This window comes from Agrobacterium tumefaciens, from assembly GCA_025560025.1.
Classification (GTDB): Bacteria; Pseudomonadota; Alphaproteobacteria; order Rhizobiales; family Rhizobiaceae; genus Agrobacterium.
In genome coordinates this window covers 1,809,074-1,834,570 of the sequence record CP048486.1, presented here as the reverse complement: position 1 = coordinate 1,834,570, position 25,497 = coordinate 1,809,074, and the positions used below count along the sequence as shown (strand labels likewise).

At 60.1% G+C, this 25,497-nt stretch carries 23 protein-coding genes; 13 read left to right on the top strand and 10 right to left on the bottom strand.

Annotated features, from left to right (window positions below; all coding sequences use genetic code 11):
• Positions 1–140: 140 nt before the first annotated feature.
• The 5 genes from FY152_22320 to FY152_22300 all read left to right on the top strand — a co-directional run bounded on the left by FY152_22320 (position 141) and on the right by FY152_22300 (position 6,129).
• Positions 141–536, top strand: a complete 396-nt coding sequence (locus FY152_22320) for a cupin domain-containing protein (protein ID UXS34830.1) — start codon at positions 141–143, stop codon at positions 534–536.
• Between the two features lie 216 nt (positions 537–752).
• On the top strand, positions 753–2,384 hold the full coding sequence (locus tag FY152_22315) for a SulP family inorganic anion transporter (GenBank protein ID UXS34829.1): 1,632 nt from the start codon (positions 753–755) through the stop codon (positions 2,382–2,384).
• The gene (locus tag FY152_22310) at positions 2,368–2,985 is read left to right on the top strand and encodes a chromosome partitioning protein ParB (protein UXS34828.1); all 618 of its coding nucleotides are present in this window, start codon (positions 2,368–2,370) and stop codon (positions 2,983–2,985) included. Before FY152_22315 ends, FY152_22310 begins: the two co-directional genes overlap by 17 nt.
• On the top strand, positions 2,982–5,063 hold the full coding sequence (locus FY152_22305; GenBank protein ID UXS34827.1) for a mechanosensitive ion channel family protein: 2,082 nt from the start codon (positions 2,982–2,984) through the stop codon (positions 5,061–5,063). The genes FY152_22310 and FY152_22305 overlap by 4 nt, the downstream gene beginning before the upstream one ends.
• A 106-nt stretch (positions 5,064–5,169) precedes the next feature.
• Positions 5,170–6,129: a LysR family transcriptional regulator gene (locus FY152_22300; GenBank protein ID UXS34826.1), complete on the top strand. Its 960-nt coding sequence runs from the start codon at positions 5,170–5,172 to the stop codon at positions 6,127–6,129.
• A gap of 53 nt (positions 6,130–6,182) precedes the next feature.
• Here the strand turns inward: FY152_22300 and FY152_22295 are convergent, their stop codons facing one another.
• Positions 6,183–7,433, bottom strand: a complete 1,251-nt coding sequence (locus tag FY152_22295; protein UXS34825.1) for a Zn-dependent hydrolase — start codon at positions 7,431–7,433, stop codon at positions 6,183–6,185.
• A gap of 542 nt (positions 7,434–7,975) precedes the next feature.
• On the opposite strand from FY152_22295, the gene FY152_22290 reads away from it, so the two are divergent.
• Positions 7,976–9,301: an MHS family MFS transporter gene (locus tag FY152_22290; protein UXS34824.1), complete on the top strand. Its 1,326-nt coding sequence runs from the start codon at positions 7,976–7,978 to the stop codon at positions 9,299–9,301.
• 61 nt (positions 9,302–9,362) lie between these two features.
• Positions 9,363–9,995 (top strand): RraA family protein, encoded by a 633-nt coding sequence (locus FY152_22285; GenBank protein UXS34823.1) that lies wholly within the window; start codon positions 9,363–9,365, stop codon positions 9,993–9,995.
• A gap of 93 nt (positions 9,996–10,088) precedes the next feature.
• Here the strand turns inward: FY152_22285 and FY152_22280 are convergent, their stop codons facing one another.
• Together FY152_22280 and FY152_22275 are read right to left on the bottom strand one after the other, a co-directional pair.
• The gene (locus FY152_22280) at positions 10,089–10,484 is read right to left on the bottom strand and encodes a RidA family protein (protein UXS34822.1); all 396 of its coding nucleotides are present in this window, start codon (positions 10,482–10,484) and stop codon (positions 10,089–10,091) included.
• Positions 10,485–10,489: 5 nt separating this feature from the next.
• Positions 10,490–11,452, bottom strand: a complete 963-nt coding sequence (locus tag FY152_22275) for an ornithine cyclodeaminase family protein (protein UXS34821.1) — start codon at positions 11,450–11,452, stop codon at positions 10,490–10,492.
• 35 nt (positions 11,453–11,487) lie between these two features.
• On the opposite strand from FY152_22275, the gene FY152_22270 reads away from it, so the two are divergent.
• The 5 genes from FY152_22270 to FY152_22250 all read left to right on the top strand — a co-directional run bounded on the left by FY152_22270 (position 11,488) and on the right by FY152_22250 (position 15,629).
• Entirely contained in the window at positions 11,488–11,670 is a 183-nt protein-coding gene (locus FY152_22270; GenBank protein ID UXS34820.1) for a hypothetical protein, read from the top strand.
• On the top strand, positions 11,667–12,545 hold the full coding sequence (locus FY152_22265; GenBank protein ID UXS34819.1) for a hypothetical protein: 879 nt from the start codon (positions 11,667–11,669) through the stop codon (positions 12,543–12,545). The genes FY152_22270 and FY152_22265 overlap by 4 nt, the downstream gene beginning before the upstream one ends.
• A gap of 130 nt (positions 12,546–12,675) precedes the next feature.
• Positions 12,676–13,692 carry a DUF1402 family protein gene (locus FY152_22260; protein UXS34818.1) on the top strand — a complete coding sequence of 339 codons (1,017 nt, stop codon included), beginning with the start codon at positions 12,676–12,678 and terminating at the stop codon, positions 13,690–13,692.
• Between the two features lie 17 nt (positions 13,693–13,709).
• Entirely contained in the window at positions 13,710–13,907 is a 198-nt protein-coding gene (locus FY152_22255; protein UXS34817.1) for a hypothetical protein, read from the top strand.
• A gap of 165 nt (positions 13,908–14,072) precedes the next feature.
• The gene (locus FY152_22250; protein ID UXS34816.1) at positions 14,073–15,629 is read left to right on the top strand and encodes a TerC family protein; all 1,557 of its coding nucleotides are present in this window, start codon (positions 14,073–14,075) and stop codon (positions 15,627–15,629) included.
• 226 nt (positions 15,630–15,855) lie between these two features.
• On the opposite strand, the gene FY152_22245 is transcribed toward FY152_22250, so the two are convergent.
• The 7 genes from FY152_22245 to FY152_22215 form a co-directional block, all read right to left on the bottom strand.
• A complete protein-coding gene (locus tag FY152_22245; protein UXS34815.1) occupies positions 15,856–16,482 on the bottom strand; it encodes a dual specificity protein phosphatase family protein in 627 nt (208 codons plus the stop codon).
• Positions 16,483–16,531: 49 nt separating this feature from the next.
• On the bottom strand, positions 16,532–17,449 hold the full coding sequence (locus tag FY152_22240; protein UXS34814.1) for an inositol monophosphatase: 918 nt from the start codon (positions 17,447–17,449) through the stop codon (positions 16,532–16,534).
• Positions 17,450–17,508: 59 nt separating this feature from the next.
• Positions 17,509–18,597 (bottom strand): ABC transporter substrate-binding protein, encoded by a 1,089-nt coding sequence (locus tag FY152_22235; GenBank protein UXS35159.1) that lies wholly within the window; start codon positions 18,595–18,597, stop codon positions 17,509–17,511.
• A gap of 73 nt (positions 18,598–18,670) precedes the next feature.
• Positions 18,671–19,771, bottom strand: a complete 1,101-nt coding sequence (locus FY152_22230) for an ABC transporter substrate-binding protein (protein UXS35158.1) — start codon at positions 19,769–19,771, stop codon at positions 18,671–18,673.
• Positions 19,772–19,831: 60 nt separating this feature from the next.
• Positions 19,832–20,959, bottom strand: coding sequence for an ABC transporter substrate-binding protein (locus FY152_22225; protein UXS34813.1), 1,128 nt, complete (start codon positions 20,957–20,959; stop codon positions 19,832–19,834).
• 44 nt (positions 20,960–21,003) lie between these two features.
• Entirely contained in the window at positions 21,004–22,137 is a 1,134-nt protein-coding gene (locus FY152_22220) for an ABC transporter ATP-binding protein (GenBank protein ID UXS34812.1), read from the bottom strand.
• Positions 22,137–23,990, bottom strand: coding sequence for an iron ABC transporter permease (locus tag FY152_22215; protein ID UXS34811.1), 1,854 nt, complete (start codon positions 23,988–23,990; stop codon positions 22,137–22,139). Before FY152_22215 ends, FY152_22220 begins: the two co-directional genes overlap by 1 nt.
• 518 nt (positions 23,991–24,508) lie before the next feature.
• Between FY152_22215 and FY152_22210 the strand changes: the two genes are divergently transcribed.
• Positions 24,509–25,495, top strand: coding sequence for a LacI family DNA-binding transcriptional regulator (locus FY152_22210; GenBank protein ID UXS34810.1), 987 nt, complete (start codon positions 24,509–24,511; stop codon positions 25,493–25,495).
• Positions 25,496–25,497: the final 2 nt, after the last annotated feature.

Sequence of the window (25,497 nt, the reverse complement as noted above, 5' to 3'; positions counted from 1 at the left end):
GATGATCCCCGTATACAATCAGCACTGCGGCTTCAGAAAAGGGCGTTGAGCCTGGCCGCCAGATCAGCCTTCATTCCCCTGTGGACAAGAGGGGAATTCCCGCATCAAATCGCAGCACGATATCAGGCAGGAGAACGACCATGGAAATATTGCGCGCAGGAACACGGGCATCGGCCAAGGGGCCTGAAGCCTGGTTCACGGGTACGGTCCGCATCGATCCGCTCTTCAACCCCTTTGACGCAGAAAGGGTGCAGGGCGCGCAGGTCACCTTCGAGCCGGGCGCCCGCACCGCCTGGCACACGCATCCGCTCGGCCAGACGCTGATCGTGATGTCAGGGCTCGGCAGGGCGCAGCGAGAGGGTGGCCCTGTCGAGGAAATCCGCCCCGGTGATGTCGTCTGGTTCGCACCGGGCGAAAAGCATTGGCACGGGGCGGCGGCGAATGTCGCCATGACCCATATCGCACTTCAGGAAGCAAAAAAAGGCAAGGTCGTGGACTGGATGGAACACGTCACGGATGACCAGTACCGCGGTTGAGACGGCCAGGCCGGGATGACGCATTGCCTCCCGGGTGTTTGACAGCGTCAAGGCGCACCGGAAGGCGGCAAAATAGTCTGGACGCATGATTTAAACTTTGACTTGTATCCGCAATGGGTGAAACCTCTATCCCATTGCGGGAACATGGTGGAGAATCGTGGTCTTACCGGATGCAAGCTCCCTTGCCTTTATCACCGCCAATGCGGCCGCCTTTCCATGCGCGTAACGTTGAACCGGCGTGATGTGATTGCGGGACTGTCGATCGCCGGCCTGATGTTACCGGAAGCCATTGCCTATTCGGGCATTGCCGGTGTTCCGGCCCAGCACGCCATCCTCGCCGCCATCATGGGCTGCATCGTTTACGCCTTTTTTGGCCAGAGCCGATTTGCAGTCGTCTCGCCCACATCCTCCTCCGCCGCAATTCTGGCGGCGATGCTGGCGACATTATCCGTCACCCCCGCCCAGAAGATGCTGCTCGTTGCCATTACGGTCGCTCTGGTGGGCGTGCTGTTTCTTCTTGCCGCCGTCACGCGGCTCGGTGCGCTGTCGAGTGTGATTTCGCGCCCGGTGCTGCGTGGCTTTGCGTTCGGCCTCGCCATTCTGATCACGATCAAGCAATTGCCCAGCCTGTTCGGGATAAAGGAGACCACCGGCGAGCCGCTGGCCATTCTCCTGCAAATCCTCGCCCGTCCGCAGGACTGGAACCCTGACAGCATCGCGATTGGCGTAACCGCCCTTGCCCTATTGCTTCTCCTGCGCAGGCGTCCCGCCATTCCCGGCAGCCTCGTTGTCATCGTGGCCGGCATTGCCGTCTCGATGTTGCTGAACCTGGAGAGCCGGGGCGTCGCCGTCGTCGGCACCATCGATCTTGCCGGCATATGGGCCGGGCCGCTCTCGGTCTCGCTCGACGATGTCGCGCATGTCGCCCGTTTCGCGCCGCCGCTCGTCCTCATTCTCTTTGCGGAATCATGGGGCACGGTGCGCAGCTTCTCGCTGCGACATGGCGAGAACGTCGACTCCAATCGCGAACTCAGAGCGTTCGGACTTGCCAATATTGCCAGCGCCGCCGTGCAGGGCATGCCGGTCGGCGCGGGTTTTTCCGCAGGGGCGGCAAGCGAGGCGGTTGGCCCGCAGAGCCGGCTCGCCTCGGCCATCGCCGCAATCGGTCTTGCGGCCTTCAGTCTCGTCGCGTCCGGCTGGTTCGCCTTCATTCCGCAAGCGGTTCTTGCCGCCATCATTGCCGTGGCGCTTCTGCACGCGCTCGATCCCACACCGATCATCCGTCTCTGGCGGCTTGGTAACGATGCCTATCTGGCGCTTGCCGCCGCAGCGAGCGTGCTTGCCTTCGGCGTGCTGAACGGCATGCTCGTCGCCGTCGCCCTTTCCTTCGCCGTCTTCGTCCGGCGGCTTTCCCTGCCGCATGTGATGCATCTTGGCCGGCTGGGTGACAGCCACGACTTCGTCGACATGGAACGCCACCCGGATGCAACGGATGTATCCGGCATGATTATCCTGCGGCCCGCCCAGCCGCTTTTTTTCGGCAATGCGGAACCGATCCTCGCCGCCGTTACCAAACGCATCGCCGCCCGGCCGGAACTGCGTATCGCAATCGTCAGCCTCGAGGAAAGTTTCGAACTGGATTCCACTGCGCTGGATGCGCTTCTGGAGTTCGATGCCTCGATGCAACACGGCGGTATCGTGGTTTATTATGCGCGCGTGCATGATCATGTGCGGGATTTGCTGCTTGCCGGCGGCGGAAACGATCTGGTTGCGCGCAGCAATTTCAGCGTCGATGATGCCGTGACGGCGGCCATGCGCCGAGAGGAGAGCCATGCCCAACAACCTTGAACCGCATCTCAGCCCGGTTGAAATCCTCTCGCTCAGGCCAACCCAGATGACCGTCGGCCTGCGGGAGGTTGAAACCAAGCGCCGGCAATGGGCCGCCATCCAGGCGGAAAAGGGGGCCGACTTCCTCGGTCACCACATGGTTCCCGTTGTTGTCGGCTACAAGCAGCGCCTTTACCTTGTCGATCATCACCACCTCGCCCTGGCTTTGCACAATGAAGGGGTGAAACATGTGCTGACGAGCATCGTTGCCGATCTCTCCCATCTCGGCAGGCAGGAATTCTGGTCGGTTATGGACCACCGCAGCCTCGTTTATCCCTTCGATGCGGACGGCGTACGCCGCCCCACGAACGATCTTCCCAAACGGATCGTGGACCTCGAAGACGACCCTTTCCGCTCGCTGGCCGGCGCCGTGCGCGACGCCGGCGGTTTTGCCAAGATCGAGGCGCCTTTCAGCGAATTTCTCTGGGCGGATTTCCTGCGGCGCCGGGTTGACCACAAAGAGCTGCGGCATTCCTTCGAAGACGCTGTCGCGGAAGCGATGGAACTGGCGCGCTCGCGCGATGCCCGGCATCTCCCTGGATGGTGCGGAGCGGATCGATGACCACCTTTCCCTACATTTTGAAATCGATTGCTTGCACCGTCATCACGCTTTTCGGGCTGGGCACCGCCGGCCTTTCCGCACAGGAACTGCCGCCCCCCGTACAAGCACCCTCCCCGCAACCGACGACGGAGCAGAAGGTCGACCAGTTGCTGCAGCTTCTCGGACAGGATGATGTTCGTGCGCTGCTCACACAAAAGCTTGCCGCGAGAGGGGCTGAACCCTCGCCGCAACTGACGCCACAGAGCCAGTTGAGCGATCTCGACGAGTGGGCGAGCAAACGACGGGAACATTTGGCCCGAATTGCGGGCGACCTGCCCGTCATATCGACACAACTAACGTCCGCGGTGGCAAAGCTTGGCGACGAGATCGGCACTTATGGTTCCTTCGTCTTCCTGCTGCACATGCTGATCCTGTTCGGCGCAGGCATTGCCGGCGGCATCGCCACGAACCGGATCATCGTGATGCAGGCATCCCGCAAAAACGGCGCGGATATCGGCAAGCAAGCCTCGACTGTCGTGTCGCGAAAACTCCTTCCGGTCCTCGGTTATGGCCTTGTCGCCGTAACCGTTTTCCTTGCCATCCAGTGGCCACCCCTGCTGAGCGCCGTTCTGTTGCCCTGGCTTGCGCTCAGCGTCATTCTGCCCCTGCTTTTTGCCTTCACCGGGCTGCTGCGGCAGGTCGTCGGCCGTGAGGCCAATGTCCGGCGCGATTTCTGGATTGTCCGCTGGACATGGCTGCTGACGCTTGCCGGGATTTTCTGGGCACTGCTCCGGACACTGGAAAATCTCGGTGTCCCACGCGACACGCTCGGGCTATTATCCGCCGCCATGGTGGGCTTCCTGTTCCTGCTCGCCGGCATCTGGATCTGGCGGCGCCCCGGCGGCGAGCTGGGTTCGGAACGCACAAGGGCGATCGACGTCGCGCTGATCTTCGGCCTAATCATTCTCTTCGGGCTGCGGCTCGCCGGAGCCGGCGTCCTGTTCTGGATCGGGCTTTATGCGCTCGTTCTGCCCGGCCTCGCCACCACGCTCGGCATCGCCGCGCGAAAACTCGCGACCGATATAGGCGGCTATGGAGAGAGCGACCTTCGCCCGGTTCTGGCCGAGCGCGGCATGCGGCTCGCCATCGTCGGAACCGCGATAGTGTGGCTGATCTTCCTCGTCCGCGCCCATCCGGATTCCCTGCCCGATGGCACTTTGCTGACCTCGATCGTCGTTGGCATCCTGCACGGGGCGCTGATCCTGCTTCTTGCCGATCTCGTCTGGATCGCCATCAAATCGATGATCGCGCGGCGGCTGGAACTGAGCGCTCCGGCACCCGACCAACCGGGCGGCCAGCCGCAGGATGACCGGCTCTTGACCATTCTGCCGATCCTTCGCAACATGCTCGGCATCATCATTGCCGCCGTCGCGGTCATGACGGCGCTGTCTGAACTCGGCGTCAATATCGGGCCGCTGCTGGCAAGCGCCGGCATTTTCGGCATCGCCATCGGTTTCGGTTCGCAAACGCTGGTCAAGGACATCATCAGCGGCGTCTTCTACATGATCGACGACGCCTTCCGCGTCGGTGAATATATCCAGAGCGGCTCCTATCGCGGCACCGTCGAATCCTTCAGCATTCGCTCGGTCAAACTGCGGCACCATCGCGGGCCGATCTTCACCGTACCGTTCGGATCGCTCGGCGCCGTCGAAAACATGAGCCGTGACTGGTCGATCGACAAATTCATGGTCACCGTCGCCTTCGATACCGACATCGCCAAGGTCAAAGCCATCACCAAGGAAATCGGCAGGGCGCTGAAGGAAGACCCCGAATTCGGACCGTTCCTGATCGAGACCGTCAAGCTGAAAGGCGTGGAGCAATTCGGTGAATACGGCATGACGCTCGGCTTCGGCATGATGCTGCGCGCAGGCGGCCAATCTTCGATGGTGCGCCGGAAAGCCTATTCGATGCTGAAGGACGCCTTTGCACAAAACGACATCCAGTTCGCCAGCATGGCGGGCGCTTATCCCGCTGCATCACGTGCCGCACGGCCGCCGGAGCGTGAGGCGGGCGGCGAGACGGGGCCGGTGGAGGAATAAAATCCATTGGGCCGGCAAAACGTGCTGTTTTTAAAACCGGCAACCGTTTTTCGCCGGAGAAAATGGCTATAAGGTGCAGCCCGCAATTCATTCGAGGAACGCGTCGTTGTCACGTTATGCCCCCCGCATCCAGCATCTGAACTGGAACTTGCTGCGGACCTTTCTGGTCATCGTCGAGGAGGGCAGCATTACGCGGGCCGCCAACCGGCTCTTCGTGCGCCAGCCCTCCGTCACGGCCGCCTTGCAGAAGCTGGAGGAAACACTGGGGTGCCAGCTGATCCAGCGTGACAGCCGCCGTTTCGTGCTCACGGTACAGGGCGAAATGCTGCGCCAGGAATGCGCCGAAATCTTCCTGCGCGTCGAGCGCATCGGCGAAAAACTGTCGACGGAAGCGGATGATCTGACGGGCCAGATCCGCGTCCTGATCGTCACCAATCTCGTTCTCCCGCAACTCGATCAGGCGCTTCGCCAGCTGCGGCGGCGCCATCCGTCCGTCACCATTCGCATCGATGTCGCCAATACGCAGGATATCGTTCGCGCCATCGGCCAGAAACAGGCCGCTTTCGGCATTTGCCTGCTGCCGAAACCGCTTGCCGGAATGGATTGCAAATTCCTGCTCAGGGAAACATTCGGGATTTATTGCGGCGCCTCGCATCCCTTTTACGGCCGTGGTGACATCACCATGGAAGAATTGCGGCAGGAGGCCTTCGTCGCCTTCACCTGCAGCCAGGAAGGCGGCGCACTTGAACCGATGATCGCGCTACGCGACGGTGTCGGACTTGGCAAATGGACCGTCGGCTCCAGCCCGCATATGGAAGAAGTCCGGCGGATGATCATCGCCGGCATCGGGGTCGGAATTCTGCCGGTGGACGCTGCGCGCGGCGTTGCCGAAGATGAGATCTGGCAGATACCGCTGCTTCAGGATTCCCTGGGTGCAGACGCCTATTTCCTGCGTAATCCGGATATGGAACTGGGCGGTGCCGAGCGGGCCTTTCTGACGATTTTCGAAAACGAGCTTTTCGACGCCCAGGCAGCAGCAGCCCTTCTGGAAACCGGCGGCGAATAAAAAAGGATGGCAAAAGGCATGAAAACCTTTCGCCATCCCATTGATTTTTCATCTCAGTCGGCGCGGTTCGCACGTTCCAGCACAGCTTGAACCAGCACGTTCACGCCGGGCTCGATATCGGCGATCGTGACATTTTCCGCCTCATTGTGGGAAAGACCGCCCTCGCACGGGGTGAAGATCATCGCCGTCGGCAGATAGTCGGCAACATGCATGGCGTCATGTCCGGCCTCGGTAAGGAGGTCCATCGAGGAATAACCGAAGGCGCCGGTGGCGTTGCGAATGAGTTCGATACAGTCGGCATCGAAATGCATACCACCATATTCCCAGCCTTCCTTGACAACGATCTTGCAGCGTGACCGGTCTTCCAGTTCGGGAAGCTTCGCCTTGAAGGCCGCGAACATGGTGCTGACCACGGCGTCGTCGGGGTGGCGCATGTCGCAGGTCATTTCCACGAAGTTCGGCAGCGCGCCGAGGAGATTGGGTTCCGCCCTGATGCGCATCGTCGTGGACTTGCCGCCCGTTTCGTGATTGGCCCAGCCGATCTCGTTGATCGCCAGCGTCACTTCCGCAGCACCCACCAGCGCGTTCTTGCGCGCCGGCATCGGCGTCGGTCCGACATGGCCGGTTTCGCCATGCACTTCCACCACGAAACCGCGCACACCAAAGGCCCCGGTCACGATGCCGAGCTGCTTTTCGGCCGCTTCAAGCCTCGGCCCCTGCTCGATATGCAGCTCGAAAAGACTATCGAAGGCCTCCGCCGAAACGGCGTCCTTGCCCCTGTAGCCGATGCGTTCCAGCTCACCACCCAGCGTATGGCCGTCGCGGTCCTTGCGGGAATAGGCGAATTCCGCCGCCTTCGCCCCGGTAAACACTGCCGAGCCGATCATCGGCGGTTCGAAGCGGGCACCCTCTTCATTGGTCCAGTTCACAAGCGTGATCGGCCGGCGTGTCGTGAGCGCATGATCGTTCAGGGTGCGCACAAGCTCCAGCCCGGCAAGCACGCCGAGAATACCGTCGAAACGGCCGCCGTGAACCTGGGTGTCGAGATGGCTGCCGACGAGAACAGGCTTGCCATCCGGGTCGGTTCCGGCGCGCTCGGCGAAGATATTGCCCACGGCGTCGATCCGTATGGTCAGGCCTGCCTCTTCGCACCAGTCAATGAACTGGCGGCGCATCGCCGCGTCCTCATCGGAAAGCGCAAGCCGCTTCAGGCCGCCCTTTTCAGTCGCGCCGATTTCGGCGGAGCGCATCAACGTCGCCCACAGGCGTGACATGTCCGGCCGGATATTGCTCAAATTCTTCATTTCGGTCCCCTGTTATGGGTTCGCTGCGGCAATGCCCCGGCGTGGCCGGCAGCCCGCACACGACCTCTTCTCAATCCGTGGAATGATGGCAAAGGGGATAAGACCAAACCGGAAAATTCAAAAATAGATAGATTCAATACTTAGAATAAGAATGGCATTTTTCCCCGCCAAAAAAGAAAATTCAGCCGGTCAAAAGACAGGCAGAGACTGCGCAACCGGCCGGCAAACAAAAACCGAAACCGCGATATTACCATGATTTCATTATCTATTTCAAAATCCGTGGGTGAGATCGACATTTCGGAACATGCCCATGATTTGGTCTATAGCGCGGCTCTATGGAAGAAATCTGCATTATCTATTTGTCGGGAGCCTCCCCGTTTTCCATCATTGCGCAAAACAGGGGAACATCGCGGCGTATCGAATTGACGGAGAAGACCAGAAACGGTTTCTCCGCAAGGGATGCCCATAGGCTCATGCCTCGGCATGCATCCGGTTCCGCTTCGTCGTTTCCCCGTTTTCCTTCACAGCAACATAAAAGGGGAATGTTCATGCAAGGGGAAACCGCTCTCATGGGCGCCGTCGGAAAACAACAACCGGTCAATGTTCGCCGGATTGCCGTCGCAAGCGTCATCGGCACCACCGTCGAATGGTACGATCTTTTCGTCTTCGCCACCGCTTCCGCGCTGGTCTTCAACAAGGTCTTCTTTCCGAGCTTCGATGCGATTGTCGGCACGCTTCTGGCGTTCGGCACCTTCGCCTCGGCCTATCTCGCCCGCATCGTCGGCGCCGCGCTTTTTGGCCACTTCGGCGACCGGATCGGCCGCAAATCGATGCTGCTCGTATCGCTCGTGATGATGGGTGTCGCGACTTTCGCTATCGGCCTTCTGCCCAATTACAACCAGATCGGCGTCTGGGCTCCCATTCTGCTTCTGGCGCTACGCGTCGTGCAGGGTCTGGCGCTCGGCGGCGAATGGGGCGGCGCGGTGTTGATGGCCGTCGAACATGCACCGCAGAACCGGCGTGGCCTTTACGGATCGTGGGTGCAGATCGGCGTTCCGGCCGGCACCCTGATTGCAAACCTCGCTTTCCTCTCCATCGGCTTCCTCATGTCGCCCGAGGATCTCATTTCCTGGGGCTGGCGCATTCCATTCCTCGTCAGCATTCTGCTGGTGGGCGTGGGTGCTTATATTCGCCTCAATACCGCCGAAACGCCGTCCTTCGCCAAGGTGAAAACGGAAGAGGCGACGGTACGCATGCCGTTCATCGAACTGCTCTCGAAATCCTGGAAGACAGTCGTTCTCGGCGGCATCGCCACCATGTCCACCGGCTCGTCCTTCAATCTCATCGTCGCCTTCGGCCTGAGCTACGGCACCCAGGCGCTTAACATCGCCCGCAACGAAATGCTGATCATCGTGCTGATTTCCTGCACGGCGTGTATCTTCCTTCTGCCGCTCTTCGGCCTGCTTTCCGATAAGATCGGCCGCCGGCCGGTTATCCTCGGCGGTATTCTCGCCGAAGCGCTCGTCGCCTTCCCGATGTTCTGGTTGATGGATACGGCCACCTTTGCCGGTGCCCTCGTCGGTTACCTGCTGATGATGACGGCCTTTGCAGCCAATTACGGCCCGATCGCCACCTTCCTTGCCGAACTCTTCGGCACGAAGGTTCGTTATTCCGGACTGTCGATCGCCTATATGCTGTCGGGTGTTCTGGGCAGCGCCCTCACCCCCGTCATCACCACCTGGCTGCTTTCGGTGACAGGCAGCGGCGCATCCGTCGCCTGGTACATGATCGGCTCCGCCCTGCTCTCGGCCGTCGCCCTGCTGGCGCTCACCGAAACCGTGAAGCGCGACCTGGCCAAAACCAACTGATCCCAATCGACATATCACAAGACGCCGGCCCGCGCCGGCGTCTTTTCTTTTGGAGAGACACATGGAAAATCCCGACAAAATCAACGAAGCGCTCGAACTGCTCTTGGGCGTCGAGACGGCGACGATCGGCCATTTCAAATCGGAAGGTTTCATGGAGCCGGCGATACAATGCGTCATCGACGGCGTCCGCGCGGCCGGTCCCGCGCTGACGGTCAGCCTGCCGGGAGATGACGGAACGGCGCTTATTCACGCCCTTTCCCGGGCCACGCCTGGAGACATCCTTGTCATCGAGCGACCGAATGACGACAGGCATGCCTGCTGGGGCGCGGTAATGACCGCTGCGGCACTCGCCCGTGGCGTCTCCGCCGTCATCCTCGACGGTTACGTGACCGATATCGGCGCGATCCGAAGCGCCGGCCTGCCGGTCTGGTGTCGCGGCCGTTCGCCGGTGACGACAAAGCCGGGTGGTGGCGGCGATATAGCAACACCGGTCGTCTGCGGTGGCGTGGTGGTGAACAATGGCGATATCGTGCTGGCCGATGAAAACGGCGTCTGCATCCTGCCGCCCGGCGACGCGCTGGCGGCGGCAAAAGAAGCGCTCGTCATTCAGGCGAAAGAGCCCGGCATCATTGCCAGGCTCGAAAAAGGCGAGGATATCGTGAAAGTCTATGGGCTTTCGCCGCTGGAGCCTTAAAAGCGCTGAGTAATTTTAAGTGCTAGGGCAGCGACGCGGCACAGAGCGCGTGAGCCGATCCGCCCGCCGCGCCCTACCCGGATCGACCTCGCTTCAGATGACGGCGAGGCATTCGATCTCGATATCGAAGGGCAACGACCACGGCTTGATCGTCGCCGAGGTGCGCGCCGGAAAGCCGCCGGCAAAATATTCGCGGTATATCCCGTTCACCGTCGCCATCATCGACCCGTCGGTCACATAAATGGTGGTCTTGATGACGTCCTCGAATGTCGCTCCGGCCGCGGCCAACGTCACCCTGAGCGCTTCAAGCGATGCCCGCGTCTGGGCGGCGATATCGCCCTTGACGATGTCGCCCGTCTCAATATCCACCGGCGGCATGCCGCAGGTCGCAATGAAGTTACCCGAACGGACAAGAGCGGAAGTCGGCGCGCCGAGCCGGCGGATCGCCTCTGAAACCACCGGCACTTCCACGATTTCGCGTTTGGCCATGTCTCTCACCTTTCTGCATTTGAAGCTGCAGCTTCATAAACCATGGTTGCGGCGGCAAGATCGGCAAGCGCCGTTCCAACAGCCTTATAAAGCGTAATTTCCGTGTCGGAACTGCGCACGAAACGGTTTGCCCTGCAGAGCGCGGCGAGGGTCGACCTGACGTTTTCCTGCGAAAACAGACCGGCCTTGATCGGCTGAACGAGATCGCCAGCCTCGTGCAGCGCCTCTTCCGTATCGATAAATACAGAAGCCCGGCGAATGGCCTCGTCATCCGCCTCGCGCATGCCGGGCGTAAAGCCGCCAATGAGATCGACATGGGTGCCGGGACGCAGCCACTCCCCCTTGATGATCGGCATGGTGGCGAGCGTCGCGGCGCTGACGATATCAGCCTCGACGACCGCCTTTTCAATATCCTCGACCACGGAAGCGGCAAGCCCCGAAGCCTCTATCGACTGCGCCAGTCGCTCGGCATTGCCGCGATCTATGTCCCAGACGGCAACATGATCGAGCGGCCTGACGGCGCGGTAAGCATCCGGAATGAGGCTGGCGACACGGCCGGCACCCAGCACCAGAAGCCGTTTGGCATCCCTGCGCGCCAGATAATCCGCCGCGAGTGCGGATGCCGCCACTGTCCGCCGGCCGGTGATGACATTGCCGTCCAACGTGGCAAGCTGGATACCGGTCTGGGCGTCATAAAGCATGTAGGTCGACGTCAGCCCCGGCAGGTTTCTGGCGGCATTTCCGGGAAAAACAGTCACGATCTTGATCCCGAGATAACGTGACGACCGCTGTGCACCATGCCACGCCGGCATCAGCAGCAGGGTCGCGGCAGCCTCATTTGCCACGTCGATTGTGTGATGATGTCGGACCGGCATCTCGCAGCCTTCCGCGAAAGCGATGGAAAGCGCCTTGATCAGCCCGTCAAAAGGCAAAAGACCGGCTGTTTCCTGTGAATTGATCGTGAGCAAATGCGCCTCCCCTGGGTTTTCTGGCGGAGGTCAAAATGGCGCAAGCGGCCGCACTTTATAACGCCGAATCTCGCTATGATAAAAATAGGCTGGAGCGTCCGGGCGCTGTGGCGAAAGCTTTTTTGGTGAAGACGGCCAGGGGCGAGATGGCTCTTCTTGTTTATGTCGTTAAAAACGTCTTTGATCTTGCCGACAGAAACCAAGGGGACATAGGATGAATTCAGGGCGTCGCGGCGTTCTCGCACTTCTGGGCGGTCTGGTGCTGACGAGGCCCTCTCTTGGCAGGGCATCGGGCAAGAAACCGGCATTTGCCCAATCCCGCTCCGAATATGAGCCGCGCCATGTCCTTTGTTTTCTCGGTGAGGAAAATGGATTGGCGGCACTCCAGCAGAGCGCTCGCGCCGCAGTGGACACATTTGCCGCCGATTTCAGTCTCGACGAGGACTATTCGCAGGATGAGCCGGACGATCGGATGGAGCGGTCCTTCAATGTCTGCTGGGATCGTGTCTACCCGGATGCCTATCAGGAGGCTGACGAGAATGCCGTCGCCGGGCACGGTTCCGTTCTTTATGTGCTTGGTCCATCCATGGCGGCGGACACAACCGTGACGACATCCGCAAAGGCCTTGATGTTCGTGCAGCACATGCTCGACCACGGCGCAGTCGCGGTGAAAGGCGAAAGCGCCGGCGTTGCCCATGGTGCGCGACGGTGGAAGGAACTCTTCGAGCAATCGCGCCGAGAAGCGGCTTCCGATGATCTGATGGCACTCGCCAGAACCTGCCGCCTGGCCTTCGCGCGCCGTCCCATCGGCGGCGATGCGGACGGAATGGGAAGCGTCGGCTTTCATCTGGGCGGATTGCCCGACGTGCAGGTGCACTTCACCCGAAAAGACGAGCAGAAGCCCTCAACCAATTCCGAGCAGCTGGTGATTGCAAAGCTGATTGACGATATCGCCGATCAGATGACACGCGACGGCGTCGAAACGGCCCTGAAAGATCGTAACCTCGAATTGTCGGACGATACCCGGTACGAGGAAGATGAGTATAAATTCAATCCGTTCGGTGTCGTGACCGTGCGGGATTACAAGCTGTGACATGGGAGCAATCGGCAGTTCCATGCGGCCTGCAACGGTAAAGTGAGCGGCAAAAACTTGCCATGCGCGGACCGCCTGCCTATGAAGGAGCCATCGCCGCAAGAGCAATTCATACCATAGAGACCGATGCATGAGCCTGTTTGCGAAGACCACCCGCGCGGCCGCCGTCATCCTGACACTGGCCTGCCTTCCTTTCCATGCGGTGGCGCAACAGATAACCGTCGTGCCCGCCGGAAACCGTTCAGCCGAGCAGCCGGAAATACCGCGGACCTCGGCAATCAGGACAAAGGCGTTCTACACGACCTATGAGGAAAAATTCCGCAAGACGATCGATCTTTTAAACAGCGAACCTGCCCTGCTCGGCAAGATCCGGAAGGCCGCGGCTGCTTACGGCATCGACCCGATCCACATCGTTGGTGCGATTGTCGGCGAACACACCTTCAATGTTTCGGCCGTGGATCGCTTGCAGACCTATTACATCAAGGCCATTTCCTATGCGGAACTCGATATAAAATTCAGCTATCAGGGCGTCTCTTTGAAGTCGTTTCTCGAGCGGCCGGAGTTCCTCTCCTGCGAAGCGCTCGCCACCACGTCCGAACAGTGGAGCTGCCGCGACACGGTCTGGGACGAAGATTTCCGGGGCAAGGTGGTCGAGGGGGTCAGTTACGAGGCAATATCGTTCCAGCGGGCCTTCTTCCAGCCTTTCTATGCCGGACAGACTTTCGGCCTTGGTCAGATCAGCCCCTTGACGGCCCTGCAGGTGACCGACCTGGTGAACAGGACCAGCGGCCTGCCGAAACTTTCTGCGGAGAAACCGGCGGATATTTACCGCGACGTCATGGATCCCGACCGGAGCATCATTTACATCGCCGCCATTTTGCGGGACGCGATCGACGCCTATCGGGAAAAAGGCTTCGACATTTCCGGCAATCCGGGCATTACCGCCACCCTCTACAATGTCGGCCAGCCCCGGCGTCGCGCTGAACGCCTGCGCACCGCTGTGGATGCGGGTGCCAAAAACCGTCTGCCGGTCGAAAACTATTATGGATGGCTGATCAACGACCGCCTCGACATTTTGAAGAATATTCTCGATGGCAAGGCGATTGACCGACGGACGACCTCGGATATCGGCGAAAAAACCCGGTAACCGCCTGGTTTTTCTTGATGATCGGCAATCGCGCAAAGAACCCGGCACATGGCATCTTTGCGCCGGATATCACCTTATTTCTGCACGCCAAGATTGCCATTGCCTGCCGGCACACGGCTGAAGCATGCAAAAACACTTTTCCATCCACTGAAAACCTGCTAGTTCCGGCTGCACAAGAATTGACTGATAGTGGGATAATTCCGCGATATGCCTGACGAAGGCGACAGTAGCGACGATAGTCGACACCGAACGAGGCTGGCTTGCGTAAAGCGAAGCCAGCCTCGTCCTTTCTTGTTTTCCTCAACGAAACGGGTTTCAGCCTCGGATGTTCAGTCCGGGGCTTTGCGCGTTCGCACCCGTTCCCATAAAGGCCCCTGACCATGGAATTCCTCGCAGATCCGAACATCTGGATCGGCCTCGTTACCCTTATCGTCCTCGAAGTTGTCCTCGGCATCGACAACCTCGTCTTCATTGCGATCCTCGCCGACAAGCTGCCTCCGCACCAGCGCCACAGGGCGCGACTCATCGGCCTGTCCTTGGCGCTTATCATGCGCGTCCTGCTGCTGTTTTCGATTTCCTGGATCGTCACGCTGACAAGGCCGCTCTTCACCATCGCGGAATTCTCCTTCTCCGGACGTGATCTCATCCTCATTCTCGGTGGCGCTTTCCTTCTCGCCAAGGGAACGATGGAATTGCACGAACGGCTGGAGGGTGATCACAAACCGAAGCAGGGCAAGGTGGTCCATGCGGTCTTCTGGCAGGTCATCGTGCAGATCGTCGTGCTCGATGCCGTCTTCTCGCTGGACAGCGTCATCACCGCCGTCGGCATGGTCAATAATCTCTGGGTGATGATCACCGCCGTCTGCGTGGCCATGGCCGTGATGATGGCGGCATCGAAACCGCTGATGACATTCGTGTCGAAACATCCGACCGTGGTCATTCTCTGCCTTGGTTTTCTCCTGATGATCGGCTTCAGCCTCATCGTCGAAGGTTTCGGTTTCCACCTGCCGAAGGGTTATCTCTATGCGGCCATCGGCTTTTCCGTGCTGATCGAGGCGGCAAACCAGCTCGGCAGACGCAACCGCGAAAGACGCATCACCGCCGGCGACATGCGCGAGCGGACCTCAGACGCCATTCTCCGGCTTCTCGGCGGCCGGGTCGGCGAACAGCCTCTCGGCGACACCGCCGATGTGATAGCGGAACAGGCGGCGCGAAGCGATCTGTTCAAATCCGAGGAAAAAGACATGATCCGCGGCGTGCTGACGCTTGCCGAACGCCCTGTCGTTTCGATCATGACGCCACGGACGGAAATAGACTGGCTGGATGTCGATGCCGATCCCGACACGCTGAGAAACCGCCTGCTCGAACTCGACCATTCCCGTCTGATGCTTGCACAGGGCAGACTGGATTCCTTCCTCGGCGTCGCCGCCACGAAGGACCTGCTGCGCGATCTTCTGCGGGATGGAAGACTGAACCTCGAAAGCTCTCTGCGGCAGCCGCTTGTCGTACACGAGAGCGCCACCGCCTTGCAGGTCATGGAACAGCTGCGTAAATCGCCGCTGCAGATGGCCGTCATCATCGATGAATATGGCACGCTTCAGGGGATCACCACCCCGACGGATATTCTCGAGGCGATCGCCGGCGAATTCCCGGACGAAGGCGAGGAACTGCTGATTTCGGAAAAGGCCGAAGACGGTTCCTGGCTTATCGACGGCGCCGTCGATGTCAGAAGGGCATCCTACCTTCTCGACATCGACCTTGTGGACGATGCCGACCGTTATTCCACCGTCGCGGGCTACATCCTGTGGCGTCTCAATCGCCTTCCGGAGGTCGGCGAGCGTGTTGCCGGAGATGGGTTCGAATTCGAGATCGTTTCCCGCTCCGACAGGAACATCGAGAAAGTCCGGGCGTGGAACAATGCGCTTCATGAGGCGTGAGCCGGGGGAACCCGGAACTCAGATCGAGGAAAATCTCTCTTCCGTCATGCCGGGCTTGACCCGGCATCCAGTCACGGCGCGTCTGCGCCGTGAGAAACAAGTCTTTTGCGATCAAGGACTTGATCGCACTGGACCCCGGATCTAGTCCGGGGTGACGGGGTGCGGATGCTACGGCTTTGCCAAACGCATGAGTCCTGCGGAACCTAATCAGCAGTCGCCGCCATCTTCAATGCGCGGCATCGATCATGCTAATCCACCCGGCGGCACGGCGGGCGGCATCCGCAAGCACGGGCTTCGGCGCCTTGTACCATTCGTTTTCCGGCAATTCGCGCTTCACGCGAACAAAGCTGACGGCATCGTCAAGCGTCGGGAATTCCACTGGCAGCGTCAGATGCAGAAAAAGCGCAACGACGGCGACGGATCGCGAACGGCCGCCGCGGCAATTGATCAGCACGTTGCCGCGCTCCCGCCGGGGATAGGACGGCTTGTCGGGCAGGATCTGTTCCAGCGCCGCCCGTAGGATATAGTGGGCCGCAACCATCTGGGTATCGGGATTTCCATCGCCATCGATCAGGCCGATCTTGTAATAGCGGATTTCACCCGGCCCATAGACACTGCCCTCATGATCGGAAACGATCTGCGGCTGCTCTACGAAATTGAAATCCAGATTGACGGCGCAATTGACGACGGTGGTGATGCCGCTCTCACGCAGAAGCTTGAGATCACTGGCGCCTTCCTTGCCCGAAATGAAAAGGTCAACGCCATAAAGCGGGTGCCGCTCATAGATGCGGCTGAGCTTCGGCAACTCGCCGGTTTCCTGTTCTCGGGATAGGGTCTTTTCCGGTTGCGGCATGTCATGTCTCCATCGGCGCCGATATGGCCGCCGTCATGTCTTTGCTTGTTCAGGCGTTGGCAGCCGCCTGGTCTTGTGGGATCGCTGTCCTGGCGATGCGGCTTGCGGATATGGACCGCGCCACCCGCTGCAATGTCGGGTAGTTCGCCCCCTCGCCCGTGGCGATATAACCGGGGCAGAGAAAATCGGCCGATCCCTCCGCCACCTTTCCAAGGGTCAGCGCTTCATAGGTTCCGCCGGCATTCTTCAGAATGAGGATGGCTGCGGCCACATCCCAGGCATTGACGCCGAAACCGGTAGCCGCATCCGTCCAGCCCGCCGCAACATGGGCGATGCTGAGCGCGGCGCTGCCAGGCCGGCGCAATGTCGAGAAGGTCTCGACAAGAGCGCCGAAATTGGCGAGCGCCGCGTCCCGCCCATCCAGCCGGAAATCTCGCGAGACAGGATAACCGGTGATCAAAGTCGCCCGGGTCTCGTCTGCAACACTGCGGGAGCGCAGCTTGTCTCCGTCCAGATAGGAAGCCTCAAGGTCGGCGGAAAACATCTGATCCGCCACGGGATCATAGACCACGCCGGCAACGGCCTCGCCGTTAATGACGGCGGCAATCGATACGCACCAGAAGGCAAGGCCGCGTGCGAAATTCGCCGTGCCGTCGATGGGATCGACATACCATTGCACATCACCGCTGCCGATCTGGCCGCCCTCTTCGCCCATGATCGCCGAATTGGGTTCCCGTTCGAGAATGACGGCGCGGATCGCGGCTTCGGCGCGTTTGTCGTGAATGGTGACGATGTCGTGGAGATCGACCTTGTAGTCCACGGCCATGTCCGATCGGAATGCCGTCAGCAGCGGATCGCGCACGGCACGCGCCGCCGCCTCGGCTATTTTCATCAGCCGCACCGAGCGGGAAAACGCCTCCTCGTTTTCAGGTTTCTGTTCGGTTGAAGAAGGGCTTTGCATCGGCATATCCAGTCTGTTCGTTCTCAAAGGAGGGACCGGCGCGGCAGGGGCCGCGCCAGCCGGGATCATTTCCTGTAATTGACGCGCCAAATATCCTGCCATTCCTCGCGACGATCGAAATCGTCGAGGCCCGTGGCGGAATCATACCCCATCAGCCTGTCGGCAACCTTCATCAGTCCCGAAGGCTCGTCAGCCGGCATCTTGATGTCGATGTTAGTCGGCAGCTTGCCGTCCTTCATCTGCGGGGCGATGCCCTCTTCCGTCAGGACGTAATGGACGAAAAGCTTCGCCATATTCGGGCTTTTGGTCTTCGACGCGATCAGCCCAAGCTTGATGTAAGTCCAACCGACCCAAGGATCGAGACCGGTGCAGAGGCCGAGCTTGTAGCCCTTGTCGGCATTGTCGCGGAACTTGGCCGAACTCAGCAGACCAAAAAAGGGTTGCTTCTGGCCGGGCGCGCCGACGGCTTCCGCCACGGGGTCGTCGCCATCGGTGGCAAGCGGGCCGTTCTGCGCCAGCGCCTTGATCCAGGCTGCGGCCGCGTCCTTTTCGATATCCTTGCCGAAATGCGCCTTGTAGGCGGCCGCCACCTTTTCATTGCCATGGGCTTCGAGCTGGTTGAACCAGTCCGTATAGGTGCTCTTGCTCAAGGGATCGACCATGGCGACCTTGCCTTTCCATTTCGGCTCGGTCAGTTCCCAGATGTTGCTCACCGGGCATTTGTCATAGGCTTCCGTATTATAGGCCCAGACATTGGCGTTGGTGGAAATTGCCAGCGGGTTCTGGAACTGCGCCGGGATCTTCGCCACCATGTCGCCCGGCAGATAATTCTCGACAAAACCCGCCGGCAGAAGCTGCGCGAGCGCCGATGGCGCATCGGTGATCAGCACCACATCGCCCTGCACGTTGCCGGACTGGCTCTCGCGGATGATCATTTCCAGCTGACTGTTGGCGGAAACCTTCACGCCTGTCGCCTTCAGCCCGTATTTGGCGCTGAACTTGTCCGCCATTTCCACGATCTTGCCGGTGCTGTCGTAGATATTGATCGGCTTTTCCTGCTTCGCGGCCGCCAAGATCGCATCGAGATCGAAGGTTTCTTCGGCCGTGGCACTCATTGCGGATAAGCCTGCAACGACAGTCGCTATCGCCGTCATCGATAAAAATCTGCTTCTTCTCATCGTTCCCCTCCCAAGGAAAAGACAAGGCAGGCTCGCGCCCGCCCTGCCGTTATTTTTTGTAGTTCACACGCCAGAAATCCTGCCAGCCTTCGCGCTTGTCGAGATCGTCGGCCGCCGTTGCAGCATCGAAAGCCATCAGCTCGTCGAGATGATCGGCGACCTTCGAGGGTTCATCCGCCGGCAGGGCGATTTTCGTGTTGCCGGAAATCTTGCCGTCCACCGTCTGTGGCGCGATGCCCTCTTGCGTCATCAGGTAATGCAGGAAAAGCTTTGCCGCATTCGGGCTTTTGGTCTGCCCGGCAATCAGGCCGAAGCCGGGATAGAGGAAGCCGGAAAAAGGCTTTACGCCGCTGCAAAGACCGAGCTTCAGCCCCTTGGCCTCATTGTCACGATATTTCGCCGCCGAGGTGATGACGAAGAAGGGATCGGTCTGCCCCGGAGCACCCGCCGCATCGGCAACCGTGCTCGAATCCGACAGCAAAGGAGCGTTTTCGGCAAAGGCCTTCACCCAGGCGGCCGTCGCGCTTTTTTCAGCCGTTTCCAGCTTCTTGCCGTAAAGGTCCTCATAGGCCCTGGCGACATCGGCATCGTGATGGGTTTCGATCTGGTTGAACCAGTCGGCATAAAGCGGCTTGTCGAAAAGATCGAGCATGGCAAGCTTGCCCTTCCAACGCGGCTCCGTCAGCTGCCAGATATTGGTGACCGGGCATTTGTCATATTTCTCGGTATTATAGGTCCACACATGCGGATCCGAGACGACCACGAGCGGATCGCGCAGCTTTTGCGGAATATCACCTTCCATATCCGGCGGTGACCAGCTGGTGGCGATGCCTTCCGGCAGAAGTTCCCCCATGGCGGAGGCGACATCCGTTGCGACGCTGACATCGCCGACGACATTGCCGGCGCGATGTTCGCGGATCATCAGCTCGACCTGCGTTGCCTCGTTCACTTTCTTGCCGCTCGCCTGCACGCCGTATTTGGCGGTGAAGGCCTGCGCGGTATCGACGATCTTGCCGGTCACCGCGTAGACGGTGATCGGTTTTTCCTTCTTCGCAGCGTCGATAAGCGCATCGAGATTGAAGGCGTCCTGCGCATGGGCAGCGCCGCCAAGCGAAAGCGAGAAGATGAGGCTGAGTGCGGAGGCGGCCATCCGCCGCCGCCCGCCGCCATATCGGTTCTTGGTCATGATAGTCACTGCGTCGTTCCCCCGTTATTTTTTGTAGTTCACGCGCCAAAAGTCCTGCCAGGTTTCGCGTGCATCCCAGTCTTCAAGGCTGGTGGCCATGCTGTAAGGCAGAACGCGATCAAGCACGGCGCCGATGCCGGAAGGCTCGTCGGCGGGCAGTTTCACGTCTTTATTGGTGGACATCTTGCCGTCGATCGCCTGTGGCGCGATGCCTTCCGCGGTCATGACGTAGTGAATGAAGAGCTTTGCCGCATTCGGGCTATCGGTGCCCTTGGTGATCAGGCCGACGCCCGGATAAAGCCAGCCGATCCACGGCTTCAGCTCCTTGCAGAGGCCGAGTTTCATGCCCTTGTCGGCATTGTCGCGGAACTTCGCCGAGCTGATGAGGCCCATGAATGGCTCTTTCTGGCCGGGCGTACCAACGGCCTCGGCCGCCGCCGCATCGGCATCGGTCAGAAGCGGCGCGTTGGCGGCCAGCGCCTTCACCCAGGCCGCCGTCGCGCTTGTCTCTGCGGTCTCCAGCTCCTTGCCGTAAAGCGCCTTATAGGCGGCCTTCACCTCGCCATCGCCATGCGCTGCCATCTGGTTGAACCAGTCGACATAGGATGCCTTGCCGAGCGGGTCCTGCATCGCCACCTTGCCCTTCCACTTCGGATCGGTCAGTTCCCAGATGTTGGAAACGGGGCATTTGTCGAAAAGCTCGGTATTGTAAGTCCAGACATTGGCGCTGGTGACGACGGTAAGCGGATCCTGATATTCCGGCGGAATATTGCCCGCGAGATCCGGCGGCAGCCAGCTTTCGACAAAGCCCATCGGAATAAGCTGCGCCATCGCCGCCGGCGCATCGCTGATGATCGAGACGTCACCCTGAATATTGTTGGCCCGCGCCTCGCGAATGACCATTTCCAGCTGAGCGGACGCCTTTACCTTCGCGCCCTCTGCGCCCACGCCATATTTTGCGGCGAAGTTCTTCGCCATTTCCACGATCTTGCCCGTACTGTCATAGACGGTGATCGGCTTTTCCTTTTTGGCAGCCTCGATCAGGGCATTGAGGTCGAAAGGCTCCCCCGCCTTCGCCACGCCGCCAAGCGTTGCGGCAATTGCCGTTGCACACAGGAGACGGCAAAGGCCGCCCGTCATTTTCCGCTTCATACTGCTCCTCCTTCAGCAAGCGATTGTCAGTCTTTTCGTCGTTTTCAGTTGTAGGAACTGCTCCTCAGCACCGTGTCCGCCTCGGTGATCCGCTGCCCCTTGGCGTCGAAGGCATGCAGGGCCTCCGGCGGCACGTGGAAAAACACGCGGTCGCCGCTGTCGATGCGCGGCAGGGCATGGGTGGTCAGGAACAGCGTGTGGTTCTCGCTCCTCAATTCGAGAATCCAGCTGCCACCTGTGGGAAGCACGCCCGTCACCGTCATTTCTCCGAGGAAGCTGCCCTGTGGCACATCCTCCCGCCTTGCCGCATAACCCATCACCTCCGGCCGCATGCCGACCGAGGCAATGCCGCGCAGTTGCGGATAACGCGTTGTGAAATAGGCCTCCGCATTGTCGGCGATATCGGACACACCGGGCTGGCCGAAGGTCAGGATATTGATCGGCGGACTGCCGACAAATTCGGCGACGAAGCGGTTGGCCGGGCGGTCGTAGATATCGTTGGGCGTGCCCATCTGCTGCAGGGTGCCCTCGTTCATCACCGCAATGGTTGTGGCAAGCGTCATGGCTTCCCACTGGTCATGCGTCACGAAGACGATGGTGGTCTTGAACTCCTTGTGCAGTCGCTTCAGCTCGGCGCGCATTTCCAGCCGAAGCCGGGCATCGAGGTTAGACAGCGGCTCATCCAAAAGCAGCACACCCGGATTGACGGCCAGCATGCGGGCAAGCGCCACACGCTGCTGCTGCCCCCCGGAAAGCTGCGAGGGATAACGGTCGCGGTACTTGGCGATGTCTAGCGCCTGCATGACGCGCTCGACGCGTGCTTCACGCTCGGCCTTCGGCAGCTTGCGCAGGCGCAGGCCGAAATCCGTGTTGCGCTCGATGGTCAGATGCGGCCAGAGCGCGTAGCTCTGGAAGACGAGGCCCATTTCGCGCTTTTCCGGCGGCACGAATATGCCGTCGTTGACCGAGTCTATCACCCTGTCGCCGACACGGATTTCCCCGCCGGAAAGGTTTTCAAGGCCCGCGATCATGCGCAGCGTCGTGGTCTTGCCGCAGCCGGAAGGGCCGAGCAGGCACATGAATTCGCCGTCGCGGATTTCGAGATCGAGATCGGAAACCGCATTTGCGGAATTCACACCGTAGTTTTTCTGCGCCCCGCGCAGGTTGATGGTAGGCATCAGCTTCCAAGTCCTTCTGCAAGATTTGTGCGGGTCAGTTTCTGGGCCAGCAGGGTGCCGAAATAGGCAATGCCGGCGATGATCAGCACCACGGCGTTGGCGGCCTGCGTATAGTGGTAATCGACCAGCCGCAGCGAATAGGTGGTCAGGACATCCGTGCTTGGCACGGCGAGGATCACGAACAGGCTGAGGCCCTTGATGCCCGAGATGAAAGGCAGCAGAACCCCCGTCACCAGCGATCCCTTCTGGATCGGAATGACGATCGAGATCATGCGGCGGAACCAGCCGGCACCGGCAATCTGCGCCGCCTCTTCCGGGTCCTTTCCAAGCTGTGTCATGGCCGAGATACCCGCACGTGAAGCATAGGGCATCTGGTCGGCGATCAACGCCAGGATAAGGATTGTCACCGTGCCATAGAGTGCCGGCATCGGCCCGCGTGGCACCGCAAACAGCGAGAGATAGGCGGCGGCAAAGGCGATGCCCGGCACCAGATAGGGCAGGAACGTGACCTGACGCAGATAGACCGAGAGCGCCCGCACCGGCGTGCGGATGACGACGTAACCGACCAGCAGGCCGAGAACGCCTGATGTGAGCGAGGCAAGACCGACGATCATCATCGTGTTTTTGGCCGCCGCCCAGAGATCGGGGCTCAGAAGAACGCCGGTCTGCAAGGCCACCGTGTTGAGATTGCTGCCAATCCAGTAGTCGAGCGTGAAATTGTCGAACGTGAATTTGGCCGGCATCTTCATGACGGTCGAGAGAGCGAGTGTAAGCAAAGGCAGGCCAACGCTGAGAATGAAGACAGCGGCCGCAAAGCCCGTTGCCGGAAGACGCATTCTGCCGAGACGGCTTTGCCGGTTCATGGAACCCTTGGAGCCGATCGTCACGAAACGCCGGGCTTCGCGAACGAGGCGAGCATCGATCATCAGCGTGATGATGCCGATGAGCATGATCGAGGCCGCAACGACACCGGCAACACCGGTCTGGCGCGAGGCAATGCTGCGGAACAGCGATGTCGACAGGACCTCGAACTTCACGGGAAGGCCGAGAACATAGGGTACGCCGAACTCACCGAGGCACTTCGCAAAGATCAGCACCATGGAAGAGAGCAGCGCCGGGCGCATCAGCGGCAGGATGACCTGCAAAGCCACCTGGTAACGATGGGCGCCGAGAATGCGGGCAGAATCCTCCAGCTGCGAGTCGAAACGGCGCAGCGCCGAACCGAACAGCAGGATGACGAAAGGCGTGTAATGCAGGGCAAGGATGATGGTGATCGGGAAGCGACCATAGGCCACCCAGTCCGGCGGTGTCAGGCCCATCGCCTCGAACCAGCCCGGCTGGCCACCGACGGTGCGGTTCTTGAACAGCGTCGTCCAGGCAAGAGCGAAAGTCCAGGCAGGCAGCATATAGGGCACGATCAGCGCAGTCGCAAACCAGCGGCGACCGAACATATCCGTGCGGCTGATAAGCCAAGCAAGCACCGTGCCGATAACCAGCGAAAGCGCAATCGCCCCCAAAGCAACGGTGAGTGTGTTGAAGAGCGGATGCCAGAAAAGATCCGTTGCGACGGGCGAGAAGAACGCCCTGTCGAGATAATAAAGTGTGAGATCACCGACATCCTTGCCGAGACGCCGTTCGTGACCAAACTGGACGCGGACGGCATCGAGCACAATCGAGATGATCGGAACGACGATCAGATAGGTGAAAAGCAACGCCGTCAGCACGCCGATGAGTGTCGTCGGCTCCCTGAGCGCGACCTTGAGGCGATATCGCCAGGCCTGCCATGCCGAAGGCGCGGTCGTCGGGGGACGCCCCAGTGCCTCCGCCTTCGTTGATTCGCTTAAAAGAGCCATTATTCCTCCCCATATGGCCGCAACATTGCTCCGACACGCGGGCAAGCATCCGCCTGCGCGCAACCTGCGATACAGGCGGCGCGTGCGTCGAACATGAGCAATGTGTCAATGCTTCAGCAGCGGGCATATCAGGCCCGCAAGCAACGATGATCCAGCTCCTCCTGGGAACATCGCCGGCAAGCAAAATATAGAATGAAAATTCCATAAAATGCCTGACCTTGGAATGCATGATCGATCCTAAACGGCATTTTGTCAACGAAAAAATGCACACGCGATCATTGGTTTATCATATTGTTTTTAAATGATTTTATTGATTCATTTTTGTAAATTTTTACGCCGGCCCATGCGCAATCGTCTTTTCCGGCAAAATGATGATGAAGAGGACGATATATTTGCTGGCAAAAGCAGGGATCGCCTTTCCTGCACAGGAGCGCCTGCCAGCAGAAATATTACGATTGGAATAGTCGATCCCCTATGGCCTGTGATATCAGACATGAGGTTTCACAAGGGGGAGTTGAATGACGCGAGGGTTCGTGACGGCCGAAGAAGTGGCGAAAAAGGCCGGTGTTTCGCGCTCCGCCGTCTCGCGCACTTTCACCCCTGGCGGCAGCGTATCGAAGGCTGTCCGGCGCAAGGTGTTGAAGGCCGCACACGAACTTGGCTACCGCGTCAACCGTCTGGCCCAGGGCCTTAACAATGACCGTTCCAATCTCATCGGGGTGGTCGGGGCCAATCTCAGCTCGCCATTCATTTCAAAGCAGCTCGATCTGCTCAGTATCGGCCTTTTGCGTCGCGGTCTGCAGTGCCTGCTGTTGAACGCGGCGGATGCACGCAAGGATATCGCGCCGCTGATCGAGCTGCTCTTCGAGTTTCGCGCTCAGGCGATTATCGTCCTGTCCGGCGAACCGCCGGCCTCGATCGTCGACGAGTGCATCGCCAACGGCGTACGTCTCATCCTCATCAACAGGCTCCTCGACCGGACCGATACGAACATGGTGCTGAGCGACGATTCCCACGGTGCCGATCTCGCCGCCACGCGGCTTGTGGAGGCAAAATGCAGGAAGGTCGCGGTCGTTTCCAGCGGCAGCCAGACGCCCGCACAGTTGCGCCGCGCCGGCGCTTTCACCCAGCGCATGACCACCGAAGGCATCGAGGTCGTCCCCTGGTCGGGCGGCTCGACGAGTTATGACAGCGGTTATCAGGCCGGCTGCGAATTGCTGGTCGACAAGACGATAGACGGGGCCTTCTGTGTGAACGACCTGCTCGCGCTCGGTTTCATGGATGCGGCGCGGCTGGAAATGGGCCGCCGGGTGCCGGAAGACGTGTCGATCGTCGGTTTCGACGATATTCCGCAGGCCGGCTGGAAAAGCTATCAGCTGACCACCGTTGCCCAATCCTTCGACGCGCTGACCGAGAAGGTCCTGACCGCGCTTGACAGCGACGAGCCGGAAACGCGGCTTCAGGTCGTGCCCGTTGCGATGGTCGAGCGCATTACCGCGCGTTAGAC